Origin of the sequence: Rossellomorea sedimentorum (assembly GCF_046237645.1) — a bacterium.
In the GTDB taxonomy this organism is placed as follows: domain Bacteria; phylum Bacillota; class Bacilli; order Bacillales; family Bacillaceae_B; genus Rossellomorea; species Rossellomorea sedimentorum.
Genome location: NZ_CP143546.1, coordinates 4069323 through 4094366, shown reverse-complemented (window position 1 = coordinate 4094366; position 25044 = coordinate 4069323). Strand labels below are relative to the sequence as shown.

Genomic DNA, 25044 nt, shown 5'->3' with positions numbered 1-25044 from the left:
ATGAAATGGTTTCTCATATTAATGGTCTTATTCTCGACTTTTCTGTTGTTTACAGCCATTCTTCAAATGATTTTTCTGACAGATAAACGCATGCAGAAGCGCCTGAAAAAGTACCTCGATCAGCAGGATAAGAAAGGGTTCAACCCTAAGAAGTTCAACCTGGCGCTACAAATACAGCTGACTACCCGGAATATTAAAGAAAATGTATTAAGCAAGGAGAAGAATTCCAAGCTTGAAATCTCCCTCAGCCGTGCAGGTGTCCCTCTTAAGCCTGAAGAATATGTTCTATTTCAGTGGATGGCGACTGCATTGGGAGCTGGACTGTTATTCCTACTAACAGGAAATCTCTTCGGGTTTCTTTTAGGAGCGGGTACAGGATTCATGCTGCCAAAGTTTTATTTGAAAAAGAAACAAAGGGAACGGGTCCAAAAGTTCAACGAAGGGCTTCCAGACATGATAACCACTGTCGTCGGAGCTTTGAGGGCCGGGTTCAGCTTCCCTCAATCATTGAAAACAGTCGTGGATGAATCGCAGTCTCCCATTAAAGAAGAAATGGAAACGGTGCTTAGGGAAATGCAGTATGGCAGTTCAATGGAGGAGTCCCTGCAGTCTTTGCATGAAAGGATGCCGAGTGAGGATCTGGATTTGATGATTCAGGCTATTTTGATTCAAAGGCAGGTCGGAGGAAACTTGGCGGTTGTTCTGGACAAAATCGTGGAAACCATCCGTGACCGGACCAAAATACAAAGGCAGATTAAGACATTGACTGCACAGGGAAGACTTTCCGGTATTGTTATCGGACTTCTCCCCATCATTCTGGCCCTCCTGCTCTTTCTAATTGACCCGGACTATATCGGAACACTTTTTGGTCATCCTATCGGGATTGCCTTGGTGATTGCGGGGATCCTATCAGGCTGCATCGGATTCTTTTTAATCAGAAAAGTAACGACAATTGAGGTGTAAAAGTCATGCTTTATTTCTCATTCTTTTGCAGTGTAAGCTTGTTTTTATATGGCCTGGTCATTCACCGTTCCGAAAAGAAAGCACGCCTTAAAACAAGAATCTCCAATGTTTTTGAAGGAAGCGGGGAACAAGCGGCGGCGATTGAAGGTACACGGGACAAGGAAATTCACTCTTCATTGCTCAAACGTGTTTTCTCTATTATCTTTTCTCAGCTGAAACGAAGCTTCGACCGTAAACTGCCCAACGAGAAAGCGGAAAAGCTGGAAGAAAAATTATTAAAAGCGGGCAACCCTTTTGGGATGTCACCGGTTGACTTCCGTTTGATTCAATTAGGGTTATTCTTACTAATACCCGCAGCCGTCATAGCTTATGGAGTATTACTGGGGATTCCGGTTGCCGGAACGGTCATTTTGGCAATGGCGGGTCTCGGGTTTGCTCACTATCTCCCCCACTACTATTTGAAGAAGAAAATGCAAATCCGTGGAAAGCTTGCCCTTAAAGAACTCCCTGACTTTCTCGACCTCCTGACAGTCAGTCTGGAAGCCGGATTGGGGTTTGATGGAGCGATTTCGAAGGTGGTATCTAAAAAGAATGGCGTTCTGACAGACGAATTCAGGCGCTGCCTGGAAGAAATGCGTCTCGGAAAGACAAGGAGAGAAGCGATGGTGGGTATCCGCAGCAGGGTCATGTCTGATGAAGTGAAGGCATTCATCTCAAGCATCGTCCAAGCGGAGAAATTAGGTGTCGGCCTTGTTCAGGTATTAAGGGTGCAATCGGCAGAAGTCCGCGACCAGAGGAAGCAGCGGGCAGAAGAAGCTGCAATGAAAGCACCGATCAAAATGCTCTTTCCGCTGGTCCTCTTTATCTTTCCCAGTCTGTTCATTGTGTTACTGGGACCGGCTGTCATCAAATTCATCATGACGATGGCGGCGAATAACTAGGGTTTTTCCTCTGCTGGGTGACCAGCGGGGGATTTTTTTATGTAATATCTAGGAATAGGGTTCTCAGTAAGAGGAATTGCAGCATTGCAGCATATTTAAGGGTGAAACAGAAGGTGCGTTCCTTCCTGCAAATTTAGGTGAGATATACCTTCTGTCCTGGATAAGTCTCTATTTTTATGAAAGGTTTTCTGAAAGGTTGTTAAATTTCCCCATAATTTTATTAACATGCTTACGCATTGTTGATTGGAGCGGAAGGTGTGCGATCTCCTGCGGGACTAGCGGGACGTCTAGTTCCAGCACCGAGGTTACGTACCCACTGGAACGTAACCCAGCGCCTCGGGGTTAAATAACCCTAAGAGGAAAAAAGGAAAGGTCGCCTTTTTTTCTCTTAGGAACATTTACCTGTCGGGGCTAATCAGGGCGCTTCCACTTTTGATGACAGGTGAGACCCCGGAGGCAAAGCCGAGGAGGCTCACCGCCCGCCCCGCGGAGTCGCGCACCTGGAGTGGAAATCAACTACTGCATTTACATAGAGCAAATAACCGAGGAGATTATTAAATACTTTGGAATAATTGCTTCGTGGTCTGGTGATACCTCAGCCGAAAGTCGTAGAAGCCCCTCCTTCCAATTAGGGAACGCTTTCTCTTTCTAAAACCCGATTAGCTTGAAAAGCATCCCCAATATAATAAAAGTAACAACAAACCGAAAGGGGACATTACGATGAGTAAAGATCAAGTGGTCATGATTACGGGAGCTTCAAAAGGATTAGGAAGAGAGCTGGCATTTGCTTTTGCCAAGAAAGGGGCAAAGCTTGCAATTTGTGCACGCGGGGAGGAAAAATTAAGGGAAGCTCAACGGGATCTAGAAAGGACAGGGGCCGAGGTATTGGCGGTTGCTGCAGATGCGGCCAATCCAAGGGATGTCGATCGATTTGTTTCCATTGCAGAAAGGGTGTACGGTCGTGTCGATGTGTTGATCAATAATGCGTCTGTATTCGGCAAGGGGCCGAGCTTGCTGCTGGATTATCCTAATGAAGAGTTTGAAGAAGTACTGAGGGTGAATGTGATGAATCCGCTGATGGTGACAAAGCGTGTTCTTCCAGGAATGCTCTCACGCGGGGCTGGTTCGGTCATCAATCTGACTTCGGAAGCGGGGAAAACCGGGTTTGCTGAATGGGGGGCGTACGGCATCAGTAAATTTGCGGTGGAAGGCATGACCCAGACGTGGGCAGATGAGCTGAGTGAAACCGGTGTGCGAATGAATATGGTCGATCCGGGAGAAATGGATACAGACATGCATGATACCGCTGTCCCTGACTGCGACTATGAGCTTGCCCATCCGGCGGATATAGTGGATGTTTTCTTGTATCTTGCTTCAGATGAATCTTCACAAGTAAACGGACAGAGGTTTGAAGCACAAAATTTCAACTTAAGTGAGGAGGCAGTCTGATGGCCGCGATCAATCGTACGTTTGACATTCCGCAATCACTTAATGCAAAGGTTCCGGCAGAACGAAGTGGAAAGGGAAGAGATGATGTGCGCTTGATGGTCATGAACGGGGAAGAGGTCCATCATGAACGCTTTTCCTCCCTCCCTGACTTCCTTGAAGAAGGAGACCTTCTCATCTTTAATAACAGCCGGACCATCCCGGCGGTCTTAAAGGCTACAGCAGGTAATCGTGAGGTGGAAATCAGACTGTCCAGGCAGCTGGATGACCAGCGGTGGGAGGCATTAATCTGGGGAGGACTGTTTTCTGCAGGGGACGAACTTGCATTGAAAAACGGGGTTAAGGCGGAGATCACCGGCAATGGCAATGAAAAGCCGTTAGTCATTCTCTCATTTTCAATAGGCGGAGTTGCGCTGATGGACTATATTTACAGTTTTGGAGAACCGATTCGATATGAATATATCGATTCAGACTGGACACTGGATGCCTATCAGACTGCCTACGCTTCCGTTCCTGGTTCTGTTGAAATGGCCTCTGCCGGGAGGGCTTTCTCCTGGAAAATGCTTCAGGAATTAAAGGATAAAGGGATCAAGACAGCCTTTTTAACCCTGCATACCGGGTTGAGCTACTACGGAAATGACCGCTGGCCGAACCCGAACAAGCATCCTGAAGCCTTTCATATACCGGAGGAGACAGCAAAGATTATCAACGATGTGAGGAGAGCGAAGGGCCGTGTGATTGCGGTTGGGACCACGGTTGTCAGAGCCTTGGAAACAGCTGCGGATGAAAAAGGCTGTTTGAGGGAGACAAACGGTATCACCAATCTATATATTAAAAAAGAATATCAGCTGAAAGCCGTCGACGGTCTTGTCACAGGCCTTCATGAACCAGAAGCGACCCACCTCGAAATGCTGGCAGCATTCACGGAAGAACATCACCTTTTTACTGCCTACAGACAGGCACTGAAAAAAGGGTATCTGTGGCATGAATTTGGAGATATGAATTTGATTTTTAAAGAAAGGCTCCAATCATGAGGTGGCATCATGGTGGTATTGAGGTGACCAGTCTGAAGGATTCCGTCGAATTCTATAGAGAAGTATTTCAATTTGAAGTGCAGAGCTGCCTCAGGTTGAGAGAGGAAAAGATCGTCTTCATGAGCAGGGGTCCGGTCACGATTGAGCTGATTGAAAACCCGGAAATTCAAGCAGGTCCTTCCTCCCTCCATTTTGCCTGGGAGGTGGAGGACCTGTCATGGTGGACTGACCACCTGGAAGATCTCGGACTGCAACCAGTCGAAGGTCCATATTGTTTAGATAGCGGAAGGACTGTCATATTTTACAAAGGGCCTGATGGGGAAGTATTTGAGCTGGTTTCCCGTTGTTTAGGAAATTAAAAAATCACCTCTGTGTTAAATTTTAATTGAATTATCCACGTCTAGCTTCAGCACCCAGCCCCTCGGGGTCAAATAACCCGAAGAGAACAAAAGGGAGGTCGCCTTTTGTTCTCTTCGGAACATTTGCCTGTCGGGGCTATTCAGGGCGCTTGCGCTTTTGTTCTTGATGAGGTATTTATTAAACTCCCATTCTATGATAAAGTATTTCGAGTGGCAAACTAACAAATAGGATGGGATATCATGAACAGACAATACAAGTTGCGCTGGGCGTTCTTTACCATCGGACTATTGGTACTTGCATTCGGAATTACCTTAACGATAAAAGGGAAAGACCTTGGCATAGGGCCTTGGGATGTTTTCCATTATGGATTGTTCTTAAAGTTTGGTCTGACGATTGGGTCGTGGTCCATCATTGCCGGCTTGATCCTTCTGCTGATAACGGGGCTGGCGACAAGGACATTTCCTAAGATCGGCGCTTTCCTTAATATGCTGTTAATTGGTTTGTTTATAGATTTTTTCAATTTTATCATCCCTGATACTTCATCTATAGTGATGCAAAGCATATTATTTGCGGCAGGGACCATCATTATCGGGTACGGGATTGGAATTTATGTTTCCGCCGACTTTGGTGCGGGTCCCCGTGACAGCTTGATGCTGCTTATTGTTGAAAAGACTGGATGGAAGATTCAGTGGGTAAGAAATGGGATTGAAGTGGCGGTGTTCTTGATGGGCTGGATGTTAGGCGGACCTGTCGGCATCGGAACTATCATTATCGCTTTCTTTCTTGGCTCAGTTGTTGGAGTTGCACTGCCGCAGTGCCAGAGCCTCCTTCGTACAATGGTGGCCAGAGGGGATCGTACAGAAACGGCTTCTACCAAAATATAAGGTTTTGAACAGGCACATCACTTAGGTGGTGTGTCTTTTCTTATAGTATCATGTACTCGCTGTAAGAAAGGCAGTCTCTTTAAGAGAGAAGGAGGTGAAATTCCTTTTGGTGAAGAAGAGAATAGAAAACCCTTTTACAGGAGGAACAGGATGGAGAAGATATCTCAGTTATTCCACTACCACGTATGGGCGACAGATAAGCTGCTTGCTTATATAGAAAAAGAAGTGCCTGACACGTTTTCAGTACAAATTGAAAGTGTATTTCCGTCAATTCGAGAAACATTTCAACATCAGTATGAAGTCGATTGCTTATGGTATGGCAGAATGAATAATTCGTACCAAAACGATCTGGAAAAACCTTCTTCACCGGGGGATTACCGGCTGGCATTTCAAAGCTTACACCAGGCGATGAATAGGTTCATTGCCGAAAGCCGGGATTTAACAAGCATGGTGTCCTACCGAACTTCCGAGGGAGAAGAGTTCAAGAATAGAGTAGAAGATTTGCTTCAGCACCTTGTCAATCATGGTACTTATCACCGGGGAAATATCGGTGCCATGCTGCGGCAGCAGGGATCCCCCGGGTGCTCTACGGATTATATCTATTTTTTGAGAGAGATGAACCAATGAAGAAGTATAGTGGGGATTGTCAGATTTGCAGGAACCCCCTGTATTGCCTGGATGGTTTTTTCAATGGCATTCATAATACCGATACGAAAAAACTTATATGTTTTAACTGTACAGATTCACAGATGGAGGATGAAAAATGACATATGCCGAAAAGTTAATTGAACTCTTCAGACAGCATAAATACGAAGAAAACGCTGGTCCTATGAAGGCATATTTGCGGAATCAGTTCGAGTTTCTAGGAATCAAAACACCGGAAAGAAAAGAGCTGCTGAGTGCTTTCATTAAAGAACATGGAAATCCGGATTTAAATGAGCTCCCTCAAACGGTCAGGATACTTTGGGAACAGCCTGAGCGCGAATTTCAGTATGCAGCATTATCGCTTTTGGATAAGCAAAGGAGGAAGCTTCATTCCGAGCATCTAACTCTGTTGGAGGAGCTCGTTGTCACGAAATCATGGTGGGATACGATTGACTCCATTGCTTCAAGGCTTGCAGGATTCGTGATCAAGAAATATCCGGAGGAAGGAGAGGGCTATTTGAAAAGGTGGATTTCCTCTGAGAATTTTTGGCTGAACCGGACGGCGATTATTCACCAGCTTAGTTACAAAGGGGATACAGATGAAGAGAAGTTGTTTTCCTATATTAAGCAGCACTCTTCTTCCAAGGAATTTTTTATCGAAAAAGCGATTGGATGGGCACTCAGGGAATATTCAAAAACTGCACCGGAAACGGTGGTGCAGTTTATTGAAAAAGAAGACTTGCGGCCGTTGAGCAAACGGGAAGGATTGAAGTACTTAAAGAATAAAAAAGTAATATAAAGCTGCTGATCGTTTTCAAAAATTGTTGTAGTTTGTACATGTTATTGCATATATAGGGTTGTTGAATGAAGCTGAAGGTGCGGGACTAGCGCGACGTCCAGATACAAAGGCAAGCTCCGGTCACGCACCTGGAATGGAAATTTAAAAAAGGACTTTACTATAAATATCTCCTACACCTGAGAGACATCAAAGTCGCCCTTTTAGCTAGTTTTCGACCCATCATCTCAGCAAAAACACAATCTCAATGGCCCATTTAGTCCGTTTTCGACCCATCATCTCAGCAAAAACACAATCTCAATGGCCCATTTAGTCCGTTTTCGACCCATCATCTCAGCAAAAACACAATCTCAATGGCCCATTTAGTCTGTTTTCGGCCCATCATCTCAGCAAAAATCCAATCTCAATGGCCCATTTAGTCCGTTTTCGGCCCATCATCTCAGCAAAAATCCAATCACATTGGCCCGATTAGTCCGTATTCGGCCCAACGTCCCAACAACCACACAATCTCACTCCGCTGAACGTCCGCATACATTTTTTCTTATTGGGCATTCACCCAACCGGATTTGCTGCATAGGATAGAGTGTGTTCTCCTATTTATCAGTATCCGAAAAGGAGTGTTTTTAGTGAGCGGAAAAATTCGAAATTATTATGCCGGAGGAAATACAGCCAGGGGTTTTTACAGTTTGTATGCCTCCAATCTGCAGGGGCTGGACCGCCTGTTCATCTTGAAGGGCGGACCGGGAACAGGGAAATCGTCTCTGATGAAAGCGATCGGCAGCTACTGGAATAATAAGGGGTGGGATGTCGATTATCTACACTGTTCATCTGATAACGAAAGCATTGATGGAGTGATCATCCCTGCTTTAAAGGCGGGAATTGTGGATGGAACGGCCCCTCATGTCATTGAACCGAACGTCCCGGGTGTAGTTGAAGAATATATTAATCTTGGTTCTGCTTGGGATTCAAGGATTTTAAGGAACCATAGTGATGAGATAACAGCTCTGACTGCTGAAATTACAGAGGCTTTTCAAACTGCGTACAGTACTTTCGCGGAAGCGTTGAAAATCCATGATGATTGGGAAAAAATTTATATAGACAATATGAGCTTTGAAAAATGCGATGCCCTGACAGCAGAGCTGATGGAGAAATTCTTTTCTCATATATACTTAAACAAGAAGGCTGAGGTCAGGCACCGCTTTTTAGGGGCCGCTACTCCCAAGGGGCCGCGTGATTTCATCGGAAACCTGACGGAAGAGCTGCCGAAGCGGTACTTCATCAAGGGCAGACCAGGAACAGGGAAATCGACCATGCTCAAAAAACTGGCACAGGCAGCAGAAGACCGTGGGCTTGATGTGGAGATCTACCATTGCGGCTTTGACCCGAACAGTCTCGATATGGTGATTGTACGTGAGCTCGGTTTTGCGATTTTTGACAGTACGGCTCCTCATGAGTATTTTCCGGAACGGGATGGGGATGAAATCGTCGATGTGTATGAAAGGGCGGTTACGCCGGGAACCGACGAAAAATACGCAGAGTCGATCAAGGAGATCAGCAAGAGCTATGCTGACAAAATGAAAGAGGCGACATCCTACCTGGCAAAAGCAAAAGCACTTCACGATGATTTGGAAGCGTATTATATCAGCGCCATGAATTTTGAAGTCGTTGAAGATCTGAAAAATACCATTCAGGCGGAACTGACCAGCTTATCTCAAAAAGAATAAAAGGGCAAAAGGATAATCCGGAACGCGGATTATCCTTTTGCATTATCGCTTTAAACCGCTAAAAGGGACAGTCCCTCTTAGGGGTTTAAAGCGCTAAAGGACTCGCTGATGAAAGGTAAATTTAAACGAATTGGGTGCTGTGTTTCATGGTATAGTGAGAGGCGGATTCGGTTTAAATGAGAGAGAACTTCTCTATTATGAGCCTGAGATTTAGATCTTGAATTAACGAGGAATCCCCCATTATAAATTGAAACCCTGGCTATAGTAAGGAGAGAGCAAACGCCCTATTATAAAAAGGAATGGCTAATTATTGAGGTAAAATCAATGATTTAACGAGGGGTAATTAGTCTTTGCATAAACAAATAGAAAAACCAAAAATAATGAAGGCTGCTTCCTTGAAGAAGCAGCCTTTTTTCATGCTCTTTTTTGCATTTCCACTAACACCTGCTGATAAGCCTTGGCTTCGTGGGCCATTCCTTTCTCCTGGTAAAGCCGGGAAAGCCACTTGACCGGCTGCGGGTCATCAGGCCGCAGTTCCATCTCCCAGCTGAAACAGTCGATGGCACGGTCGATGTTATCCAATTGGTAGTAATGCTCGCCCAGTTGTGACTGGTTTTCCGGATCATCCATGAGGGCAAGCATTTTTTTGATTTTCACAGCGGTCGGCAGTGATAGGTTTTGGGTTTTAAGGGGAGTCATCCATTTGGCAATGAAAGGGACATCGTAACCTTTAAGAAGTGATTGGACACAGGATTTTAATATTTTTTCCAGCTTAGCTGGGTGTTCCTGCAGGACAGAGAAGATCAATGTGTTTAATTTCTCTAGGGGAGTGTCAGTATTTTGCCATTGAACTGCTTCAAGGATGCCGGATATTATATTCTCATCAATCGACTTGAGGCTGGCAGGGGTGTGGCTGAGCAACTCAAGCGCTTTCTCATACTCTCCTGTTTCAATGGATGCGTGAAGGCACAGCTGTAGAATTTCTATGTTTTCAGGCAGGTCTTTTGCGAGTTGAAATAAAATTTCCCGTTCATCGTCTGCATTGAAATGGGTGCGTATCCATAGGGTCAGGGATTGCAGGTTTTCACCACAAGGGTTTTGCATGAGGCTTTCCATCATTAAAGCAGTGGTGGTCACTGTCTGTTTCTGTTGCAGTAAAAGTTGTTGAAGGGCTTCGTTGCAGTCTGTTTCGTGCCTATGTTTCCAAAGTTCTGAAGCAGCATAAAGCGGGTCTTTTTCGAGAAGTGAGATTGGGCTTTGTGTATACAATTTTTCATAGGGGCGGAAATGTAAATCGGCAGATGTCTGGTTGACCCAGGAATGAGCAGGAAATGTTTCAGTAAGTATCCAAAGAATTTTATAAGCATGAAGAAATTGTCCGTTCCGGCGGTATTCGTAATAAAGATTCCGAATCAGGTGGAAAAGTTTCTCGTTCGATAGAAAGGCATCCAGTGCCCGGAAAATAAAGGCCGTTTCCTGAGGCGTCATGGTGTTTCGCAGTTTTTTGTGAAGGTCATTGAAACTGATCATCTTGAGCGGGGCATTTTGTTTCATGAGTTCAGCTGCCAGTGGGTGGGGGCATAAAAAAACAATTCCCTCTTTGAAAGCCTGTTCGATAAAGGAGCTGCGTTTCAGCTTCAAGGCTTTTTTGCATGTCAGGAATTGTTCTTTATAGAAAAATAGGTAATGGTATTCTTGCTGTGAATCCACAGCTTCCACAAAAGCGAAATTTCTGAAGAACGCAATTCGTTCAGGGGTAAACTTCCAGGGTTCCATCAAAGTTTTATTAGTGGTCATGCTTACCGCCTCCTTTTGCCAACAGTATACCATACTTCCCCATAACAAGCACGATTACGGACGTCTCAGCCCGGCCATTGGAAATCAGAGTAATCTATCCTTGTTTTAGCAATACTAGTTGCAACTAACGTTTTGCTGATAGAGGGTGAACATATGTCATTGCAACTGATTGAAGCCTATATCCCTAAGAAGCATTTTGACAAAGTGGATGAGAAGCTGCGTAAATTTTATTCTACTTCTTATGTGGTCCGCAATCATTCGAAAGAGAAGTGCCTTGTCAGAATGATCGTGAAGACAACTGACTCCGAAGAAATCCTGAACTATCTGGAGAGTATCATCAATGTCGTGGAAGGGTTTGAAGCGACCTTGTTTCCGGTCCAGAGCCATATCAGGAGGAAATCAGAAGAGGAAATTGAGAATGAAGAAAAGGAAAAAGAGGATGAGCGAAAATCGATCCAGCGGGCAAGCCGGCATGAATTATATGTAAAGATTGAATCAATGAGCAATATTCATATGAATTATCTGCTATTCGTTATCCTTTCCTCCATTGTCGTGACCATTGGAATCATTAAGAACAGCTCGGCCATCGTCATTGGCGGAATGGTGATTGCTCCTCTGCTTGGACCGGTCATTGCTTTGGCTTTCGGGTCAATTCTCGGAGATTATAAGCTAGTGAAACAATCCCTGCTTACCGTTCTTGCGGGGGTAGGGATTTCCCTGCTCATTGCCATTCTGTCGAGTCTTGTATTCCCGGTTCCTGTAGAAAGTGAAGAGTTTGTTTCCCGCATGAAAGTCGACTACATGGACGGAATCGTGGCGCTTGCTTCAGGGGCAGCCGGAGCACTGGCCGTTTTAAGGGGATCCCCAAGCTCTTTTGTCGGGGTTATGGTTGCAGTCGCCCTGCTTCCTCCAACCATTGTCCTTGGAGTGACCATTGGAGCTGCTTTGTGGGAGCATGTTCTTCCTTCCCTGCTGCTAATATCAGTGAATATTAACAGTATTCTGCTTTCAGCTGTCATTGTTTTCAATTTATCGGGCATCCGGCCCCTGAAGTATGATGAGATCCAGAGGGCAAATAACTCGAGAAAGTTCGCATTAGTCTTTGTGAGTATCATCTTCTTGATCCTGATTGTGACGATATTCTTTAATAACCATGCCTACTCTGGAAACGGCTGAATAGCTTTCTGGAAGGCTAAGCTGTTCTTCACTTTAGTACAATAATTTTGTCCGTCACACGTAAACATGTTAAAATATACAGGTATGAATAATAGTAATAATCTATTAAATAGTCATTTTTTTGTTCGCGTGGAGTGAACAATTGTTTTTGAAGCGTTTACAAATTCTCATTATTACATATGGAGGGTTAAATGATATGACAAGTAAAAAATTAGATCAGTTTCTAAATGAAAACCTGAATGACTTAAAAGACCGCGGACTATATAACGAAATTGACCCAGTCGAAGGAGCGAACGGTCCAATCATCAAAATCGGCGGAAGAGACTTGATCAATCTTTCTTCCAACAACTACCTGGGGTTGGCTACAGACGAAAGGCTGAAGAAAGAAGCCGTCAAAGCGGTGGAAAAATACGGCGTCGGCGCAGGTGCGGTGCGTACCATCAACGGAACGCTTGATATTCACCTTGAGCTGGAAAGAAAGATCGCCGAATTCAAAGGGACGGAAGCAGCCATTGCTTATCAATCCGGTTTTAACTGTAACATGGCCGCTATCTCGGCAGTCATGAACAAGCATGACGCCATTCTTTCTGATGAACTTAACCATGCGTCCATCATTGACGGATGCCGACTTTCACGTGCGAAAGTTATCCGTTATAACCACTCTGACATGGAAGATCTCCGTGCTAAAGCGAAGGAAGCGGTGGAATCAGGACAATACAATAAAGTAATGGTCATCACGGACGGAGTTTTCTCAATGGATGGAGATGTTGCAAAACTTCCGGAAATTGTGGAGATCGCTGAAGAATTTGACATCATGACTTATGTGGATGATGCTCACGGTTCAGGTGTCCTTGGAAAAGGCTCCGGGACGGTTAAACACTTTGGGCTGTCTGACCGGGTTGATTTCCAAATTGGTACGTTGTCAAAAGCTATCGGGGTTATCGGGGGCTATGTAGCCGGTAAACAGAACTTGATTGACTGGCTGAAAGTAGCGTCCAGACCTTTCTTGTTCTCTACCGCATTGACTCCGGCAGATGTTGCTGCCACTACAAAAGCACTGGAATTAATTTTAAACAGCACAGAGCTTCAGGATAAAATGTGGGAAAACAGCAATTACCTGAAAGATGGTTTGAAGAAACTCGGCTTTGACATCGGGAAAAGTGAAACGCCGATCACTCCTTGTATCATTGGTGAGGAGAAAACGACTCAACAGTTCAGCAAGCGGTTGAACGAAGAAGGTGTCTACGCAAAATCAATCGTGTTCCCAACAGTGCCGCGCGGAACAGGACGTGTCAGAAATATGCCGACTGCCGCGCACACAAAAGAGATGCTCGATGAGGCTCTTGCGATTTATGAAAAAGTCGGAAAAGAAATGAACCTGATTTAAGAGTCATAGATGGTACTAGTTATAAACAGAAAAGTTTTATAAAGGGTTGGTTGGAAAGGGAAGATGAGATTCCGGGATCAATCCAGCTCCAGCGGCCAGCGCCTAGCAGATTTCGGTCTCCCTCCTTGCGATAAGTCAACATCGACTCACTAGTTCGTCGTGTTTCCTTTATCTCATGCGGGAGCCCTCTAATCTGTACGGCGCTGAACGGCCGCTTGCGCTTTTTATTGGGAGGTTGGAAAAGATGAAGAAGATTTTAGTAACAGGAGCTCTTGGGCAGATCGGTTCAGAGCTTGTCATCAAGATGCGTGGTATTTATGGCAAAGATAATGTCATTGCCACAGATATTCGAACAATTGACAGTGAAGTGGTAACGGGGGGCCCGTTTGAAATCCTTGATGTAACAGACGCGGAAAAGATGATGGAGATCGCAAGGAAACATGAAGTGGATACCATCATTCATTTAGCGGCGCTGCTATCAGCAACAGCTGAAGCGCATCCGCTTCTTGCCTGGAACCTGAATATGGGCGGGCTCGTCAACGCGCTTGAGGTGGCAAGAGAGCTTAACTGCAAGTTCTTTACACCAAGTTCCATCGGTGCGTTCGGTCCATCTACACCGAAGGATAATACCCCTCAGGACACGATTCAGCGTCCGACAACGATGTATGGTGTCAACAAAGTATCTGGTGAGCTGCTTTGTGACTACTATTACAACAAATTCGGCGTGGATACCCGAGGTTTGCGTTTCCCTGGATTAATTTCCTATGCGACACCACCAGGCGGCGGTACAACCGATTATGCAGTCGATATTTATTACAAAGCCATTGAAAACGGCTCTTACACATCCTATATCGACAAAGGGACATATATGGATATGATGTATATGCCTGATGCCTTGAATGCGATTATCAATTTAATGGAAGCAGATCCGGCTAAGTTGAAGCATAGAAATTCATTCAACGTGACTGCGATGAGCATCGAACCGGAAATGGTAGCGGCGGAAATCCGGAAGCACATCCCTGATTTCACACTGAATTATGATGTGGATCCGGTACGGCAAGGGATTGCCGAAAGCTGGCCAAACTCCATCGACGCCTCGGCAGCGACCGAAGAATGGGGCTTCAAGGCAGAGTATGACCTTGCCCGTATGACGGCGGATATGCTGGAAAAATTGAAAAAGCAGTAAGGAATATGCGGGTGCCAAAGGGCATCCGTTTTTATATGTGAAAAGTTAGGAACGGGATTTACTGTTAACTAGGTAATGGTGTCTAATTCAAAATATTGCCTCAAACATAGAGTAAATGAGTCAAACAAAAACATTTTCAGAAACAAACTAAAAAACCCGCAGAAACCTGCGGGTTTTAAATATCAATTAAAAAACTATATGCCCGATCAGAACGATAATCGGCAACGTAATAAGGGTTCTTTCCAAAAAGATAATCACAAGGTCTTTAAAGTCTACAGGAATTTTAGATCCCAGAAGCAATCCGCCGACTTCGGATAAATAGATCAGCTGTGTGACGGAAAGACTGGCAATAACAAAGCGTGTCAGTTCACTTTCAATGCCGGAGCCGAAAATAGCCGGCAGGAACATATCAGCGAAACCGACAAGGATGCTTTTAGACGCTTCTGCGGCTTCCGGTACTTGCAATAGTTCAAGAATTGGAATGAACGGCATTCCAATCCAGCTGAACACCGGCGTGTTTTCAGCGATAATCAGTGCGGCTGTACCGATGGCCATGACAATCGGTGCCACCCCGAGCCACATATCCAGTACATTCTTGAATCCGTCTATAAAGAACTTTCCAAAACTGTTATTTTTGCGGGCTTGTATCAAAGCCTGTTCAAACCCATAACCAAGTCGTGAGTACCCTTGGGGAATCGCTTCCCTGTCCTCACCTTCCTGGCCGTTATAGTAGGTATTCGGCTTCCTGGAAAGCGGCGGGATACGAGGCATGATCAAGGCTGCCACAATACCTGAGAGAACTACGGCCCCATAGAATGGCAGGAAGTAATCCCCCAGCCCCACTTCAGCAATGACGACAAGGCTGAACGTAATCGAAACAACAGAGAATGTCGTCCCAATGATGGCAGCTTCTTTTTTCGTATAGTAGCCATCTTCATACTGCTTGTTTGTTAATAGAACCCCGATGGTTCCATCACCGAGCCAGGACGCCAGAGCATCGATGGAAGAACGTCCAGGCAGTCCGAATAGAGGCCTCATGACTTTTGTGAGGAGTGCCCCCAATAATTCCAGCAATCCGAAATTAAGCAGCAGCGGAAGGAACAGGCCTGCAAATAGAAAGACAGAGAAAAGGATGGTCAGCAAACCATCAACACTTAGCAGCAGTCCGCCGGTAGCACCTGACCAAACCCATTCCGGTCCAATCTGAAAAAGTGTCATGACGGCAAAAATTCCACCGAACAGACGAATGATAAGCCATACCATGTTTACCGCGAATAAATTATTTAAGAAGGGATTATTCATAATAAAGTCCGGTTTTAGAAATTTTGCTGCAAAGGATCCCAGTACGGTCACGAGAATCAGTACGGTCATTATAGCGGGAACAAATTCCCCGATGTTATCCTGTACAAACCCGGAAAGGACCGCAATTGGAATTGTCACTCCCTCCCCCTGCGGGATGGGGATCATAAATAAAAATATACCTAACAGAGATGGGAGCAGAAACAGAAGCACATTTCCCATACTTACATTTGCTTTTACATTAGATTTTCCATTGTCCATAAAACTTCACCTCAACGACGTAATAAAATACATATTAATTCATATTTATTCAACTGTCTAGAAATACCTTAAACTACCAAGCTGCCAAGCTTATTCCTCCTTCCCATTCCCCTATCTTCTATTATAGAAACAAAAGGACTTAAATTCAAAATTTTATTGCAAATCTAACAAATATCACAGAGACTTACGTTATAATTCTCTACCGGTCATTTACATTTTGGCGGCTAAAAAATGCCCCGCTGATTTAATAAATAAAAAAACACGAAAAAAAACAGGAAAATAGGTTTATGAATAGGACAAATGGGGTATATAGCCAATTATGTCTAAAAAAAGTATTGGAATAGTAGGTGAGCCGGTGTGAATTCTCTCTTTAAGCTTTCGGATGAAGAGATATTGGAGGTTTATTATCGTTCTGTAGAAGAAAATGTTGTGGAAGATTTTATAGAAATGGTAAAACAGGAATTAAACAGACGCGGTCTGTTATCAGCATAGGGAAGCTGCCTTCAAGTGGCTTCTTTTTTATATGGCTCTTTTCTAAAACTTTGTTGCTATTTACTATTAAGTTCAAGAGATAGGGCTAGAATGCACAGAGATCATCTTGGTCAGCAAGAAAGAAAAGAGCTATTCACCCTTTTTAGAAAAAAAGCCCGTGTATTCAAGGGGAAAATCCGGCCTTTTGGATTTTTCTGATAGCAACAATCTATACGAAAACAGCTTTTTATATTCAAGAAATTTGTCCGGGTTTTTGTTAAGCCGGACCAGGAAGGGTAAAATAACCCGGAGTCTATCTTTACAAAAAATTAGTATTGGGATGTTAAAATGCCATTAGGCAGGAGAAACTGTCACCTATTAAAGGTTTAATATCCTTTTAGAAAGAAGGTAATTTCAAATGATTTCAATTATTGCTAGTGATATGGACGGAACGCTTTTGAATGGCAAGCAAGAAATAAGCGAAGAAAACCGCAGGGCCATTCTGGAGGCGCAGGAAAAAGGAGTCGAGGTGGTCGTTGCCACAGGAAGGTCTTATGAAGAGGCAAGATATGTACTGGAGGAAGCGGGAATCTCATGTCCGATCATCTGTGTAAATGGAGCTGAAGTCCGGAATGAGGAAGGTCAAGTTGTGAAAACCAATGCAATAAAAGAAGATAAGGCCCTTGAAGTCATGCGGATTTTGAAGGACCTCGGAATTTATTTTGAATTATATACAAACAAAGGTGTTTATACTGAGGACTATGAAAGAGGGATACAGTCAATCATTGATATTTTCAAGACGGCCAATCCTGAAACATCCGAACAGGCCATCTGGGATTCATCGCAAGAGCGTTTTGAAAAAGGACATATCAAGGTGGTTGAGGATTACAGCGAGGCCTTCTCAAATGGCAATGTTGTATATAAATTCCTGGTTTTCTCTTTTGATGATCAGGTGTTGAAAGAGGCAAAAGACCAACTTGAAAAGGCAGGCGGCCTTGCCATAAGTGCATCAGGCCGTGAAAACTTGGAGGTAACGAGTTTGGATGCTCAAAAAGGCATTGCCTTAAAGAATCTCATTGAAGAAAAAGGACTTAACACTGAAGATGCCCTGGCAATCGGCGATAACCTCAATGACCTTTCGATGATGGAGGTTGTCGGAAGACCGGTAGCCATGGCCAATGCTGCAGAAGAAATACGGGCATTCTGCCGTTACAGCACATCCAGCAATGAAGAAGACGGCGTTGCCAAAGCCATATACGAAGCATTGGAGGAGAAGTCTGCAGCGGTTGATTAAACTCGTTCTAACGAGTACATAATGAGTATAAACGGCACCTCCTGAGTTTGAACATAGGAGGTGTTTTCTTTTAATAAGGCTTTTTCGTAAACAATGTTTTTATTAGGATAGAAAGAAATGGCTTCTGAGTGTGTGATGGTCCTTTCCTCAAGTTTCAGCAAAAAGAGCTGGTTGGTTTTAGTTTTTTATCTATAAGACTTTCGATAATAGAAAGGGGAAGCATAATGAAAAAGTTCAATACGCTTATGGTTTTGAGTCTCTTGCTGCTGTCCGCCTGTTCCACGGCACCTTCTGAATCCGCTGACCCCCCTGAAAGTCAGGAAACGACAGGGATAGGAAATCCTTCTGTCGAAGTGCTAGGCGATCGCTTGGAAGTTCCATGGTCAATTAACAAGATTGGGAAGACTTTTTATATCAATGAAAGGACGGGAGGAATTGTGAAGGTTTCCGGTGATGGAGAGGTCACCAGGATGAAGGTGAACTTAAAAGAACCTTTGGCCCAAGTGCCTGAGGCGGGTTTCCTGGGGTTTGTCCTGCACCCGGACTTTCCCGACACGCCCTCTGCATACGCCTATTATACTTACCAAAACAGCAGCAGGCCCCATAACCGGGTAGTGATACTTAACCTGGATGGCGATGTTTGGACAGAGGGAAGCATCTTGCTTGATGATATTCCGAGCGGGCAGTATCACCATGGCGGCCGCCTGGAGATCGGACCGGACAACAAGCTCTATATTACGACAGGCGATGCTACTGAGCGTGAAATTGCCCAAGATTTGAACTCATTGGGCGGTAAGATTCTTCGTATGAACCTGGATGGATCGATTCCCGCTGATAACCCGTTTGAAAAATCTTATGTGTACAGTTATGGCCACCGTAATCCTCAAGGTATTGCCTGGGATAATAGCGGGAACCTTTATAGTACCGAACATGGCCCATCAGGCTTTGATGAAATCAATCTCATTGTAGCCGGAAACAATTACGGATGGCCGCTGATTATGGGAGATGAAAAACGAGAGGGATTACAGCCGCCGGTTGTCCATTCAGGAGATACGACATGGGCACCATCCGGAGCTGATATTCATAACAATCAGCTGTACTTTGCGGCGCTAAGGGGTCAAGTCATAAAGCGGTACTCTATAGACACTGGAAAGGTAGAAGAAGTCCTTTCTGGGTATGGCAGAATAAGGGACGTCTATATTGACGGTGAAAGGCTGTACTTTGTCAGCAATAATGCTGATGGAAGAGGGAATCCTGCTGAAGATGATGATAAGCTTTACACAGTCTCGCTTACAGAATTGAACAGTGGACGAAGTGAGGAATAATGGATACTTCTCTTTAATAAAACGCTGTTTTCGTATATATTGTTGCTCTCGGAAAAATCCAAAGAGCTGGATTTTTCCCTTGGAGACAAGGGCTTTTTTCTCTGAACAAGGTGAATTAGCTCTTTTCTTCCTTGTTTATCAGGGTATTTCTAGTTAATTAAGTAGATGTTTCTTAAAGTTTGTATTAAATAGCAACAAAGTTTACGAAAAGAGCCTAAGAAAAAGAATGCCGAATGAGAGAGCGGGTTCATTCGGCAGATTCCTATTTCATGGCTTCTTTCTTAACTAATTCCATAAAATCGTTGACGACTTTTTTGTTGTTTTTTTCTCCCCCAAGTTTCAACATGGCGCGTCCGACAAAATTCCTGCCTTTATTTTGCCCTTCATAAATAAACTTCGTATGCGATTCGTCTACTTTTTCAAGTGTGAAAGAGAGATCAATTTCGAATGCTTTAGCAATGACAAAACCTATACGTTTAAACTTTCTATTTTCCGTATTTTCATAACCTAGTGTTTCAACAATATAGGTTTCAACCCTTTTTCCTTCCTGGTATTTTTGCTGATACTTTGACCCTGTTACTTCCTCTGTCAGGTGAACGGGTTTGTTTTCAATCACCTTTGGCATGATCCTGGGCATATTTTCTTCCTGAAACAAGTGCCATACCTTTTCAATGTCAGCAGAGATTATCGTTTCTTCTTTCCATTGAATCATTCTGCGTCCTCCTTTCCGAATTCAATAAACTCGTCGATATCGTTCAATTTTTGCTGTAACTCATTAATTTGCTCTACAATGTTTTGCCTTTTTTGCAGGAGAAGTGTCTCCAGGTTGAAAAAAGATTCATCGTTCATCACTCCCTGCATTTCCTGAATAGTCAACCCGAAGCTTCTCAGTTTATTCAGCAATACAGCCAAAAAATAAGAGCCGTCATCATAATAGCGGTAGTGATTATTCGGATCGATAAAAGCGGGTTCAAGCAGTTTGACCTCTGCATAGTAACGCAAGGTTTCTTTGCTTAGCCCTGTCATCTCGGAAAATTCACTGATCTTATACATTTCTCCCTCCGCATATTTATCATAAACTATGGGGTGCACCACATGGTCAACTGTTTTTGGTTTTCTTTTAGGCTTGTTTGTTTATGAGGCTGTTATTCAAGTGAAAACTTATTTAGCTCAGAGGAATATCATGTTCGGTTGTAGTCGTACTCTTATAGCGTAAATCAACGTACCGCTTATCTAGAACCCCTCTAAAAAACTTTATTAAGATATTTACTTAGAGGACGATAATTAAAGGTCTGTCTGCTTATTGCCCTTTATAGCCTTCCAAAAGGACGTCATTAAATCTAGCAACCTATCGTTCGTTAAATCCTTCAACACTAGCCGTCTGAGTTGGCCATGCTACAGAAAATATCCCTGCGTTCACTATGTCATAATTTCTGAATGGCTTCATACTATAGAGAAGTATAAGCCAAGAAACGCCTCAAACCAAGAAAAGGCTTACACTAAATTGTTTTAAGATAATTAATATAAATGTGTTGACAGTTTTGAAAAGCCGTTGTAAAGTGTAAATCAAGTTACAAAAACAGAATAAATTTCCATACTTCTTATCAAGAGAGGCAGAGGGACTGGCCCTGTGAAGCCTCGGCAGCGGACTATTATTTAGTACCGTGCCAAATCCAGCAAGCAATGCTTGAGAGATGAGAAGAGGACGGATTACATAATCATGCCCTCTTCGCTTTCAAGAAGAGGGTTTTTTATTTTGTTTTCATAAAAGTGGGAAGAGGGAGGGAAGAGTGAAACATTCTAGCTTTAAATCTGAGTAATTCCATAAACTTAATAAGTATTTCTTATCAAGAGAGGCAGAGGGACTGGCCCAATGAAGCCTCGGCAGCGGACTATTATTTAGTACTGTGCCAAATCCAGCAAGCATGTGCTTGGGAGATAAGAAGAGCCCTTTTTACCTGCGGGTAAAACCTCTTCCATCTCCCGGAAGAGGTTTTTATTTTGCAAAACAACCAAAGAAAGGAGCCGCAAAATGATTGAATTCAAAGGATTGACAAAAGTTTATGAGAGCGGTGAGCAGGCTGTCCGGGCATTGGACGGCATTGATTTGAAGATAAATGAGGGGGAAATATTCGGGGTCATCGGCTTCAGCGGTGCAGGGAAAAGTTCATTGATCCGGTGTGTTAACTGGCTGGAGAAGCCGACATCCGGAAGTGTAGTTGTCGACGGGAAAGACCTTACACAACTGAACCCCAAAGAAATCAGGGAGGTCAAACGAAATATCGGCATGATTTTTCAGCATTTCAACCTGTTGAATTCCAGAACAGTGTTTGCCAATGTGGCCATGCCGCTAAAGCTTGCAAAAGTGCCAAAGGATGCAATAAAGGAACGGGTAACGGAGCTTCTCGATTTCGTCGGGCTGGGTGATAAGGCTGACTATTATCCAGACCAGCTGTCAGGAGGGCAAAAGCAGAGAGTGGGGATTGCACGGGCCCTGGCTACCAGGCCGTCCATCCTGCTTTGTGATGAAGCGACTTCCGCCCTGGATCCACAGACGACGAATTCCATCCTGCAGCTGCTGAGAAAGGTCAACAAAGAATACAACATCACAGTGTTGATCATCACGCATGAAATGACGGTCATCCGGGAGATTTGCGACAGGGTGGCCGTCATCGAAGCAGGAAAAATTATTGAGGAAGGGTCGGTCTTCAACGTCTTCTCCGCACCAAAAACGAACACAGCGAGAAACTTCGTCAGTACAGTGATGAACGACGCCTTGCCGGAATCGATCCAGGAAATTGTCAGGAAGAATGCAGGTTTGCAAAAAATTTTCAGAATCAATTTCGTAGGGGAATCTGCAGGGCAGCCGCTTCTTTCTAAAATTGCAAAGAAGTTCGATATCGATACAAATGTGTTGTTTGGCAATATCACAGAACTACAAGGTGTGCCGTTTGGCAACCTGATTGTCGAGTTCCTCGGCAGTGAGAGTGAAATCAACCGGGCACTGATGTACATCAATCAAGAAAAAGTCGGAATCAGGGAGGTTGAGGCAAATGCTAGTTGATCAGGAACAGATTATAGAAGCGCTGATTGAAACCATTCAAATGGTTGCCTTCTCGTTGTTATTCTCAGCCCTTCTTGGCTTGCCGCTGGGAATCCTGCTGGTCGTGACAAGAAAAGGCCATTTACTTGAAAACCTGCCTGTGTTTAACGTTCTAAATGGAATCATCAACGTATTCAGGTCCATTCCATTCATCATTCTGATGGTTGCCATTATCCCGGTAACAAGGCTGATCGTCGGAACGTCCATCGGTACCGCGGCAGCAGTCGTGCCATTAGTGTTTTATGCCGGTCCGTATATTGCCAGATTGATAGAAAACTCTTTGCTCGAAGTCGAACCAGGTGTCATTGAAGCGGCAGAATCCATGGGAGCTACACCTTGGCAGATCATCATTAAATTTTTAATTCCGGAAGCCCTCAGTTCCTTGGTCCTGGCCTTCACGATTGCGACAGTCGGGCTTGTCGGTGCTTCCGCCATGGCCGGAGCAGTCGGGGGCGGCGGGCTTGGAGACCTTGCCATCACGTATGGCTACCAGCGTTTTGATACAACCGTTATGCTGCTTACCGTCGGGATACTGGTCATCATGGTCCAGGGCCTTCAGACACTGGGCAACATTACATCTAAAAAAATCAGAAGAAGATAACAGGAGGAATCATCAATGAAAAAACTATTATTAGCAGTATTAATTTTGGCTCTTGCCGTGACGGGGGCAGCCTGCTCCAACTCCACAAGCGGGGAAGAAACAGTGAAAATCAAGGTCGGTGTAAGCGGATCGGATAACCGCATCTGGGATTATGTTTCCGAAAAAGCTGAAAAAGAAGGCATCGAAGTAGAAATCGTCCGTTTCTCTGACTACGTTCAGCCAAATATCGCTCTTGCAGAAGGTGAACTCGATGCCAATGCATTCCAAACAATCTCTTACTTTAACGCATTTAAAAAAGAACATGATCTGGACTTGGCACCAATCGCCACAACAGTCATCGCTCCAATGGGCATTTACTCAGAAAAATATGACAGCGTGGAAGATATCCCGGAAGGCGGAAAGATTGCAGTTCCGAACGAAGCGACCAACATGGGCAGAGCCTTGCTGCTGCTTCAGGAAGCGGGCCTGATCACACTTCCTGAAGATTTTGACGGAAATGGAGCGGTAGAGAAAATTGTAACCAACCCGAAAAATCTTGAAATCGTTCCAGTTGTCGCTGGCCAGACTCCAAGGGTATTGCCTGATGTTGCAGCCTCGATCATCAATAATGGAATTGCGGTGGATGCCGGATTCACACCGACAAAAGATGCCATTTTCCATGAAAGTGAAACAGCAACACCATACATTAATATCATTGCGGTCCGCACCGAAGATAAAGACAATGAAACTCTTCAAAAGCTTGCTGAAATCTATCAGGAAGACGATGTGAAAGAGTTCATTGAAAAAGAATACAAAGGAAATGTCATCCCGACGTTTGTTTCTTTAAGCCATATTGGAGAGTGATAAGTTCTCAATCATTTAATTGAGTGTTTAGGGCAAGAATCGCGGTCTTATAAAAAGTCAGCGTATCGGCCGGTTGGTAGTGTTTAACAGCCAATCTGTGTCGAATATCATGATTGCTTTGTCGAATAACGACCCTACTTTGTCGTTTAACGCCCTAAGTATGTCGAATATCAGCCTGCCAAGCCGCGTGTTCACGCACAAAAAAATAAACAGGAGGAATGGGCATGACTTCAGTAGCAGAGATTCATACAGAATTAAAAAGCGTTATTATCGAGGATGTGGAAAGCAACAAGGAGAAATATATCTCCACAAGTCACAGTATTCATCAAAAACCGGAAATCGGAAATGAAGAATTCTTTGCCTCAGAGCTTCTCTCCGGGATATTAGAAGAAGAGGGCTTTCAGGTAGAGAGGGCAGTTGCTGGTCATGAAACTTCCTTTCTGGCAAGGAAAAAATCAGAAACTCCAGGCCCTGTCATTGCTTTCTTAGCAGAATATGATGCCTTGCCCGGCCTGGGTCACGCATGCGGTCACAATATTATCGGCACCACAAGTGTCGGAGCAGCAATTGCCCTGAGCAAGGTACTCAATACAACGGGAGGAGAGGTCGTTGTCCTCGGAACGCCGGCAGAAGAAGGCGGCCCAAATGGCAGTGCAAAAGGAAGTTTCGTCAAACATGGTCTACTGAAAGGCATTGACGCGGCGATGATGGTTCATCCGGCCAACTCGACAAGAGTGACATCCACATCCCTGGCGGTCGATCCGCTTGATTTTGAATATCACGGAGTCCCTGCTCATGCAGCGGCTTCCCCCCATGAAGGAGTCAACGCATTGGATGCTGTCATCCAGCTTTTCAATGGAATCAATGCGCTGAGACAACAGTTGACGGATGACGTGCGGATCCATGGAATTATCACTCACGGAGGAGACGCTCCCAACATCATCCCTGAGTATGCCAAAGCGAGATTCTTCATCAGGGCAGCTTCGAGGTCGACCCTGAATGAAGTTACAAAGAAGGTCAAGGCGGTCGCAGAAGGAGCAGCACTCGCCACAGGGGCAGCCCTGAATGTCGTTGCATTCCAGAACGAAGTGGATAACCTGCTGCTGAATAAAACATTTGACCGTGTCTTTACGGAAGTCATCAAACAATTTGGAGAGACAGTCGATCTTAACGACCGTGAAGGGCTTGGTTCCACCGATGCGGGCAATATCAGCCAGGTGGTGCCGACGATCCACCCTTTCATAAAAATCGGTCCTGAAAATCTGGTTGGCCACACCGTGCCATTCAGGGAAGCTTCTGCCTCTCCTCAAGGAGACGAAGCGTTGATTAAGGGGGCAAAAGCCCTTGCCCTGACAGGTCTTAAACTGCTGACTGATCATCAGCTCCTATCTGCCATTAAGGAAGAATTCCTCGAAAGAAAGCTGGAGCAGGACGGTAAATAATATCTTTGATTTGAGTGAAGGCAGAATCTCTTTGGGTTCTGTCTTTTGCTTCAAGAGAAAGTATAG

Annotated in this window: 23 protein-coding genes and 2 riboswitches; of the genes, 19 read left to right on the top strand and 4 right to left on the bottom strand. The window is 44.5% G+C overall.

Annotated features, from left to right (window positions below):
- The 9 genes from V1502_RS19955 to V1502_RS19915 all read left to right on the top strand — a co-directional run bounded on the left by V1502_RS19955 (position 1) and on the right by V1502_RS19915 (position 8793).
- Positions 1–963, top strand: a complete 963-nt coding sequence (locus V1502_RS19955; protein WP_409252339.1) for a type II secretion system F family protein — start codon at positions 1–3, stop codon at positions 961–963.
- Positions 964–968: 5 nt separating this feature from the next.
- Complete coding sequence (locus V1502_RS19950; RefSeq protein WP_409252338.1) at positions 969–1904, top strand: type II secretion system F family protein; 936 nt, start codon at positions 969–971, stop codon at positions 1902–1904.
- 720 nt (positions 1905–2624) lie between these two features.
- Positions 2625–3353 carry an SDR family NAD(P)-dependent oxidoreductase gene (locus tag V1502_RS19945; protein WP_409252337.1) on the top strand — a complete coding sequence of 243 codons (729 nt, stop codon included), beginning with the start codon at positions 2625–2627 and terminating at the stop codon, positions 3351–3353.
- Positions 3353–4384: an S-adenosylmethionine:tRNA ribosyltransferase-isomerase gene (locus V1502_RS19940; RefSeq protein WP_409252336.1), complete on the top strand. Its 1032-nt coding sequence runs from the start codon at positions 3353–3355 to the stop codon at positions 4382–4384. Before V1502_RS19945 ends, V1502_RS19940 begins: the two co-directional genes overlap by 1 nt.
- Positions 4381–4743 (top strand): VOC family protein, encoded by a 363-nt coding sequence (locus V1502_RS19935; RefSeq protein ID WP_409252335.1) that lies wholly within the window; start codon positions 4381–4383, stop codon positions 4741–4743. Before V1502_RS19940 ends, V1502_RS19935 begins: the two co-directional genes overlap by 4 nt.
- A gap of 240 nt (positions 4744–4983) precedes the next feature.
- On the top strand, positions 4984–5628 hold the full coding sequence (locus V1502_RS19930) for a YczE/YyaS/YitT family protein (RefSeq protein WP_409252334.1): 645 nt from the start codon (positions 4984–4986) through the stop codon (positions 5626–5628).
- A 150-nt stretch (positions 5629–5778) separates the two neighbouring features.
- Entirely contained in the window at positions 5779–6255 is a 477-nt protein-coding gene (locus tag V1502_RS19925) for a DinB family protein (protein ID WP_409252333.1), read from the top strand.
- 136 nt (positions 6256–6391) lie between these two features.
- Positions 6392–7072 (top strand): DNA alkylation repair protein, encoded by a 681-nt coding sequence (locus V1502_RS19920; RefSeq protein ID WP_409252332.1) that lies wholly within the window; start codon positions 6392–6394, stop codon positions 7070–7072.
- A gap of 623 nt (positions 7073–7695) precedes the next feature.
- Positions 7696–8793, top strand: coding sequence for a PRK06851 family protein (locus V1502_RS19915; RefSeq protein ID WP_409252331.1), 1098 nt, complete (start codon positions 7696–7698; stop codon positions 8791–8793).
- 414 nt (positions 8794–9207) lie between these two features.
- Here the strand turns inward: V1502_RS19915 and V1502_RS19910 are convergent, their stop codons facing one another.
- Entirely contained in the window at positions 9208–10590 is a 1383-nt protein-coding gene (locus V1502_RS19910) for a tetratricopeptide repeat protein (RefSeq protein WP_409252330.1), read from the bottom strand.
- Positions 10591–10743: 153 nt separating this feature from the next.
- Here V1502_RS19910 and V1502_RS19905 point away from each other — a divergent pair, with 153 nt between their 5' ends.
- The 3 genes from V1502_RS19905 to V1502_RS19895 all read left to right on the top strand — a co-directional run bounded on the left by V1502_RS19905 (position 10744) and on the right by V1502_RS19895 (position 14339).
- Entirely contained in the window at positions 10744–11766 is a 1023-nt protein-coding gene (locus tag V1502_RS19905) for a TIGR00341 family protein (protein ID WP_409252329.1), read from the top strand.
- A 196-nt stretch (positions 11767–11962) separates the two neighbouring features.
- A complete protein-coding gene (locus tag V1502_RS19900; protein WP_409252328.1) occupies positions 11963–13153 on the top strand; it encodes a glycine C-acetyltransferase in 1191 nt (396 codons plus the stop codon).
- A 244-nt stretch (positions 13154–13397) separates the two neighbouring features.
- Positions 13398–14339 carry an L-threonine 3-dehydrogenase gene (locus V1502_RS19895; protein ID WP_409252327.1) on the top strand — a complete coding sequence of 314 codons (942 nt, stop codon included), beginning with the start codon at positions 13398–13400 and terminating at the stop codon, positions 14337–14339.
- Positions 14340–14525: 186 nt separating this feature from the next.
- Here the strand turns inward: V1502_RS19895 and V1502_RS19890 are convergent, their stop codons facing one another.
- Positions 14526–15899 (bottom strand): YjiH family protein, encoded by a 1374-nt coding sequence (locus V1502_RS19890; protein ID WP_409252326.1) that lies wholly within the window; start codon positions 15897–15899, stop codon positions 14526–14528.
- A gap of 357 nt (positions 15900–16256) precedes the next feature.
- On the opposite strand from V1502_RS19890, the gene sda reads away from it, so the two are divergent.
- The 3 genes from sda (at position 16257) to V1502_RS19875 (ending at position 18989) form a co-directional block, all read left to right on the top strand.
- On the top strand, positions 16257–16391 hold the full coding sequence (gene sda / locus V1502_RS19885; protein ID WP_409252325.1) for a sporulation histidine kinase inhibitor Sda: 135 nt from the start codon (positions 16257–16259) through the stop codon (positions 16389–16391).
- Positions 16392–16788: 397 nt separating this feature from the next.
- Entirely contained in the window at positions 16789–17664 is an 876-nt protein-coding gene (locus tag V1502_RS19880) for an HAD family hydrolase (RefSeq protein WP_409252324.1), read from the top strand.
- 224 nt (positions 17665–17888) lie between these two features.
- On the top strand, positions 17889–18989 hold the full coding sequence (locus tag V1502_RS19875; RefSeq protein WP_409252323.1) for a PQQ-dependent sugar dehydrogenase: 1101 nt from the start codon (positions 17889–17891) through the stop codon (positions 18987–18989).
- A gap of 262 nt (positions 18990–19251) precedes the next feature.
- Here the strand turns inward: V1502_RS19875 and V1502_RS19870 are convergent, their stop codons facing one another.
- Together V1502_RS19870 and V1502_RS19865 are read right to left on the bottom strand one after the other, a co-directional pair.
- A complete protein-coding gene (locus tag V1502_RS19870; protein WP_409252322.1) occupies positions 19252–19701 on the bottom strand; it encodes an SRPBCC family protein in 450 nt (149 codons plus the stop codon).
- Positions 19698–20042 (bottom strand): MerR family transcriptional regulator, encoded by a 345-nt coding sequence (locus V1502_RS19865; RefSeq protein WP_409252321.1) that lies wholly within the window; start codon positions 20040–20042, stop codon positions 19698–19700. The genes V1502_RS19870 and V1502_RS19865 overlap by 4 nt, the downstream gene beginning before the upstream one ends.
- Positions 20043–20587: 545 nt before the next feature.
- A riboswitch (SAM riboswitch) is annotated at positions 20588–20690 on the top strand.
- 140 nt (positions 20691–20830) lie between these two features.
- Positions 20831–20934: riboswitch (SAM riboswitch) on the top strand.
- 87 nt (positions 20935–21021) lie between these two features.
- Here V1502_RS19865 and V1502_RS19860 point away from each other — a divergent pair.
- From V1502_RS19860 to V1502_RS19845, 4 genes are all read left to right on the top strand, one after another.
- Positions 21022–22053: a methionine ABC transporter ATP-binding protein gene (locus V1502_RS19860; RefSeq protein ID WP_409252320.1), complete on the top strand. Its 1032-nt coding sequence runs from the start codon at positions 21022–21024 to the stop codon at positions 22051–22053.
- Positions 22043–22693, top strand: a complete 651-nt coding sequence (locus V1502_RS19855) for a methionine ABC transporter permease (RefSeq protein ID WP_409252319.1) — start codon at positions 22043–22045, stop codon at positions 22691–22693. The genes V1502_RS19860 and V1502_RS19855 overlap by 11 nt, the downstream gene beginning before the upstream one ends.
- A gap of 15 nt (positions 22694–22708) precedes the next feature.
- Positions 22709–23536: a MetQ/NlpA family ABC transporter substrate-binding protein gene (locus V1502_RS19850; protein WP_409252318.1), complete on the top strand. Its 828-nt coding sequence runs from the start codon at positions 22709–22711 to the stop codon at positions 23534–23536.
- 224 nt (positions 23537–23760) lie between these two features.
- Complete coding sequence (locus V1502_RS19845; protein ID WP_409252317.1) at positions 23761–24978, top strand: M20 family metallopeptidase; 1218 nt, start codon at positions 23761–23763, stop codon at positions 24976–24978.
- Positions 24979–25044: the final 66 nt, after the last annotated feature.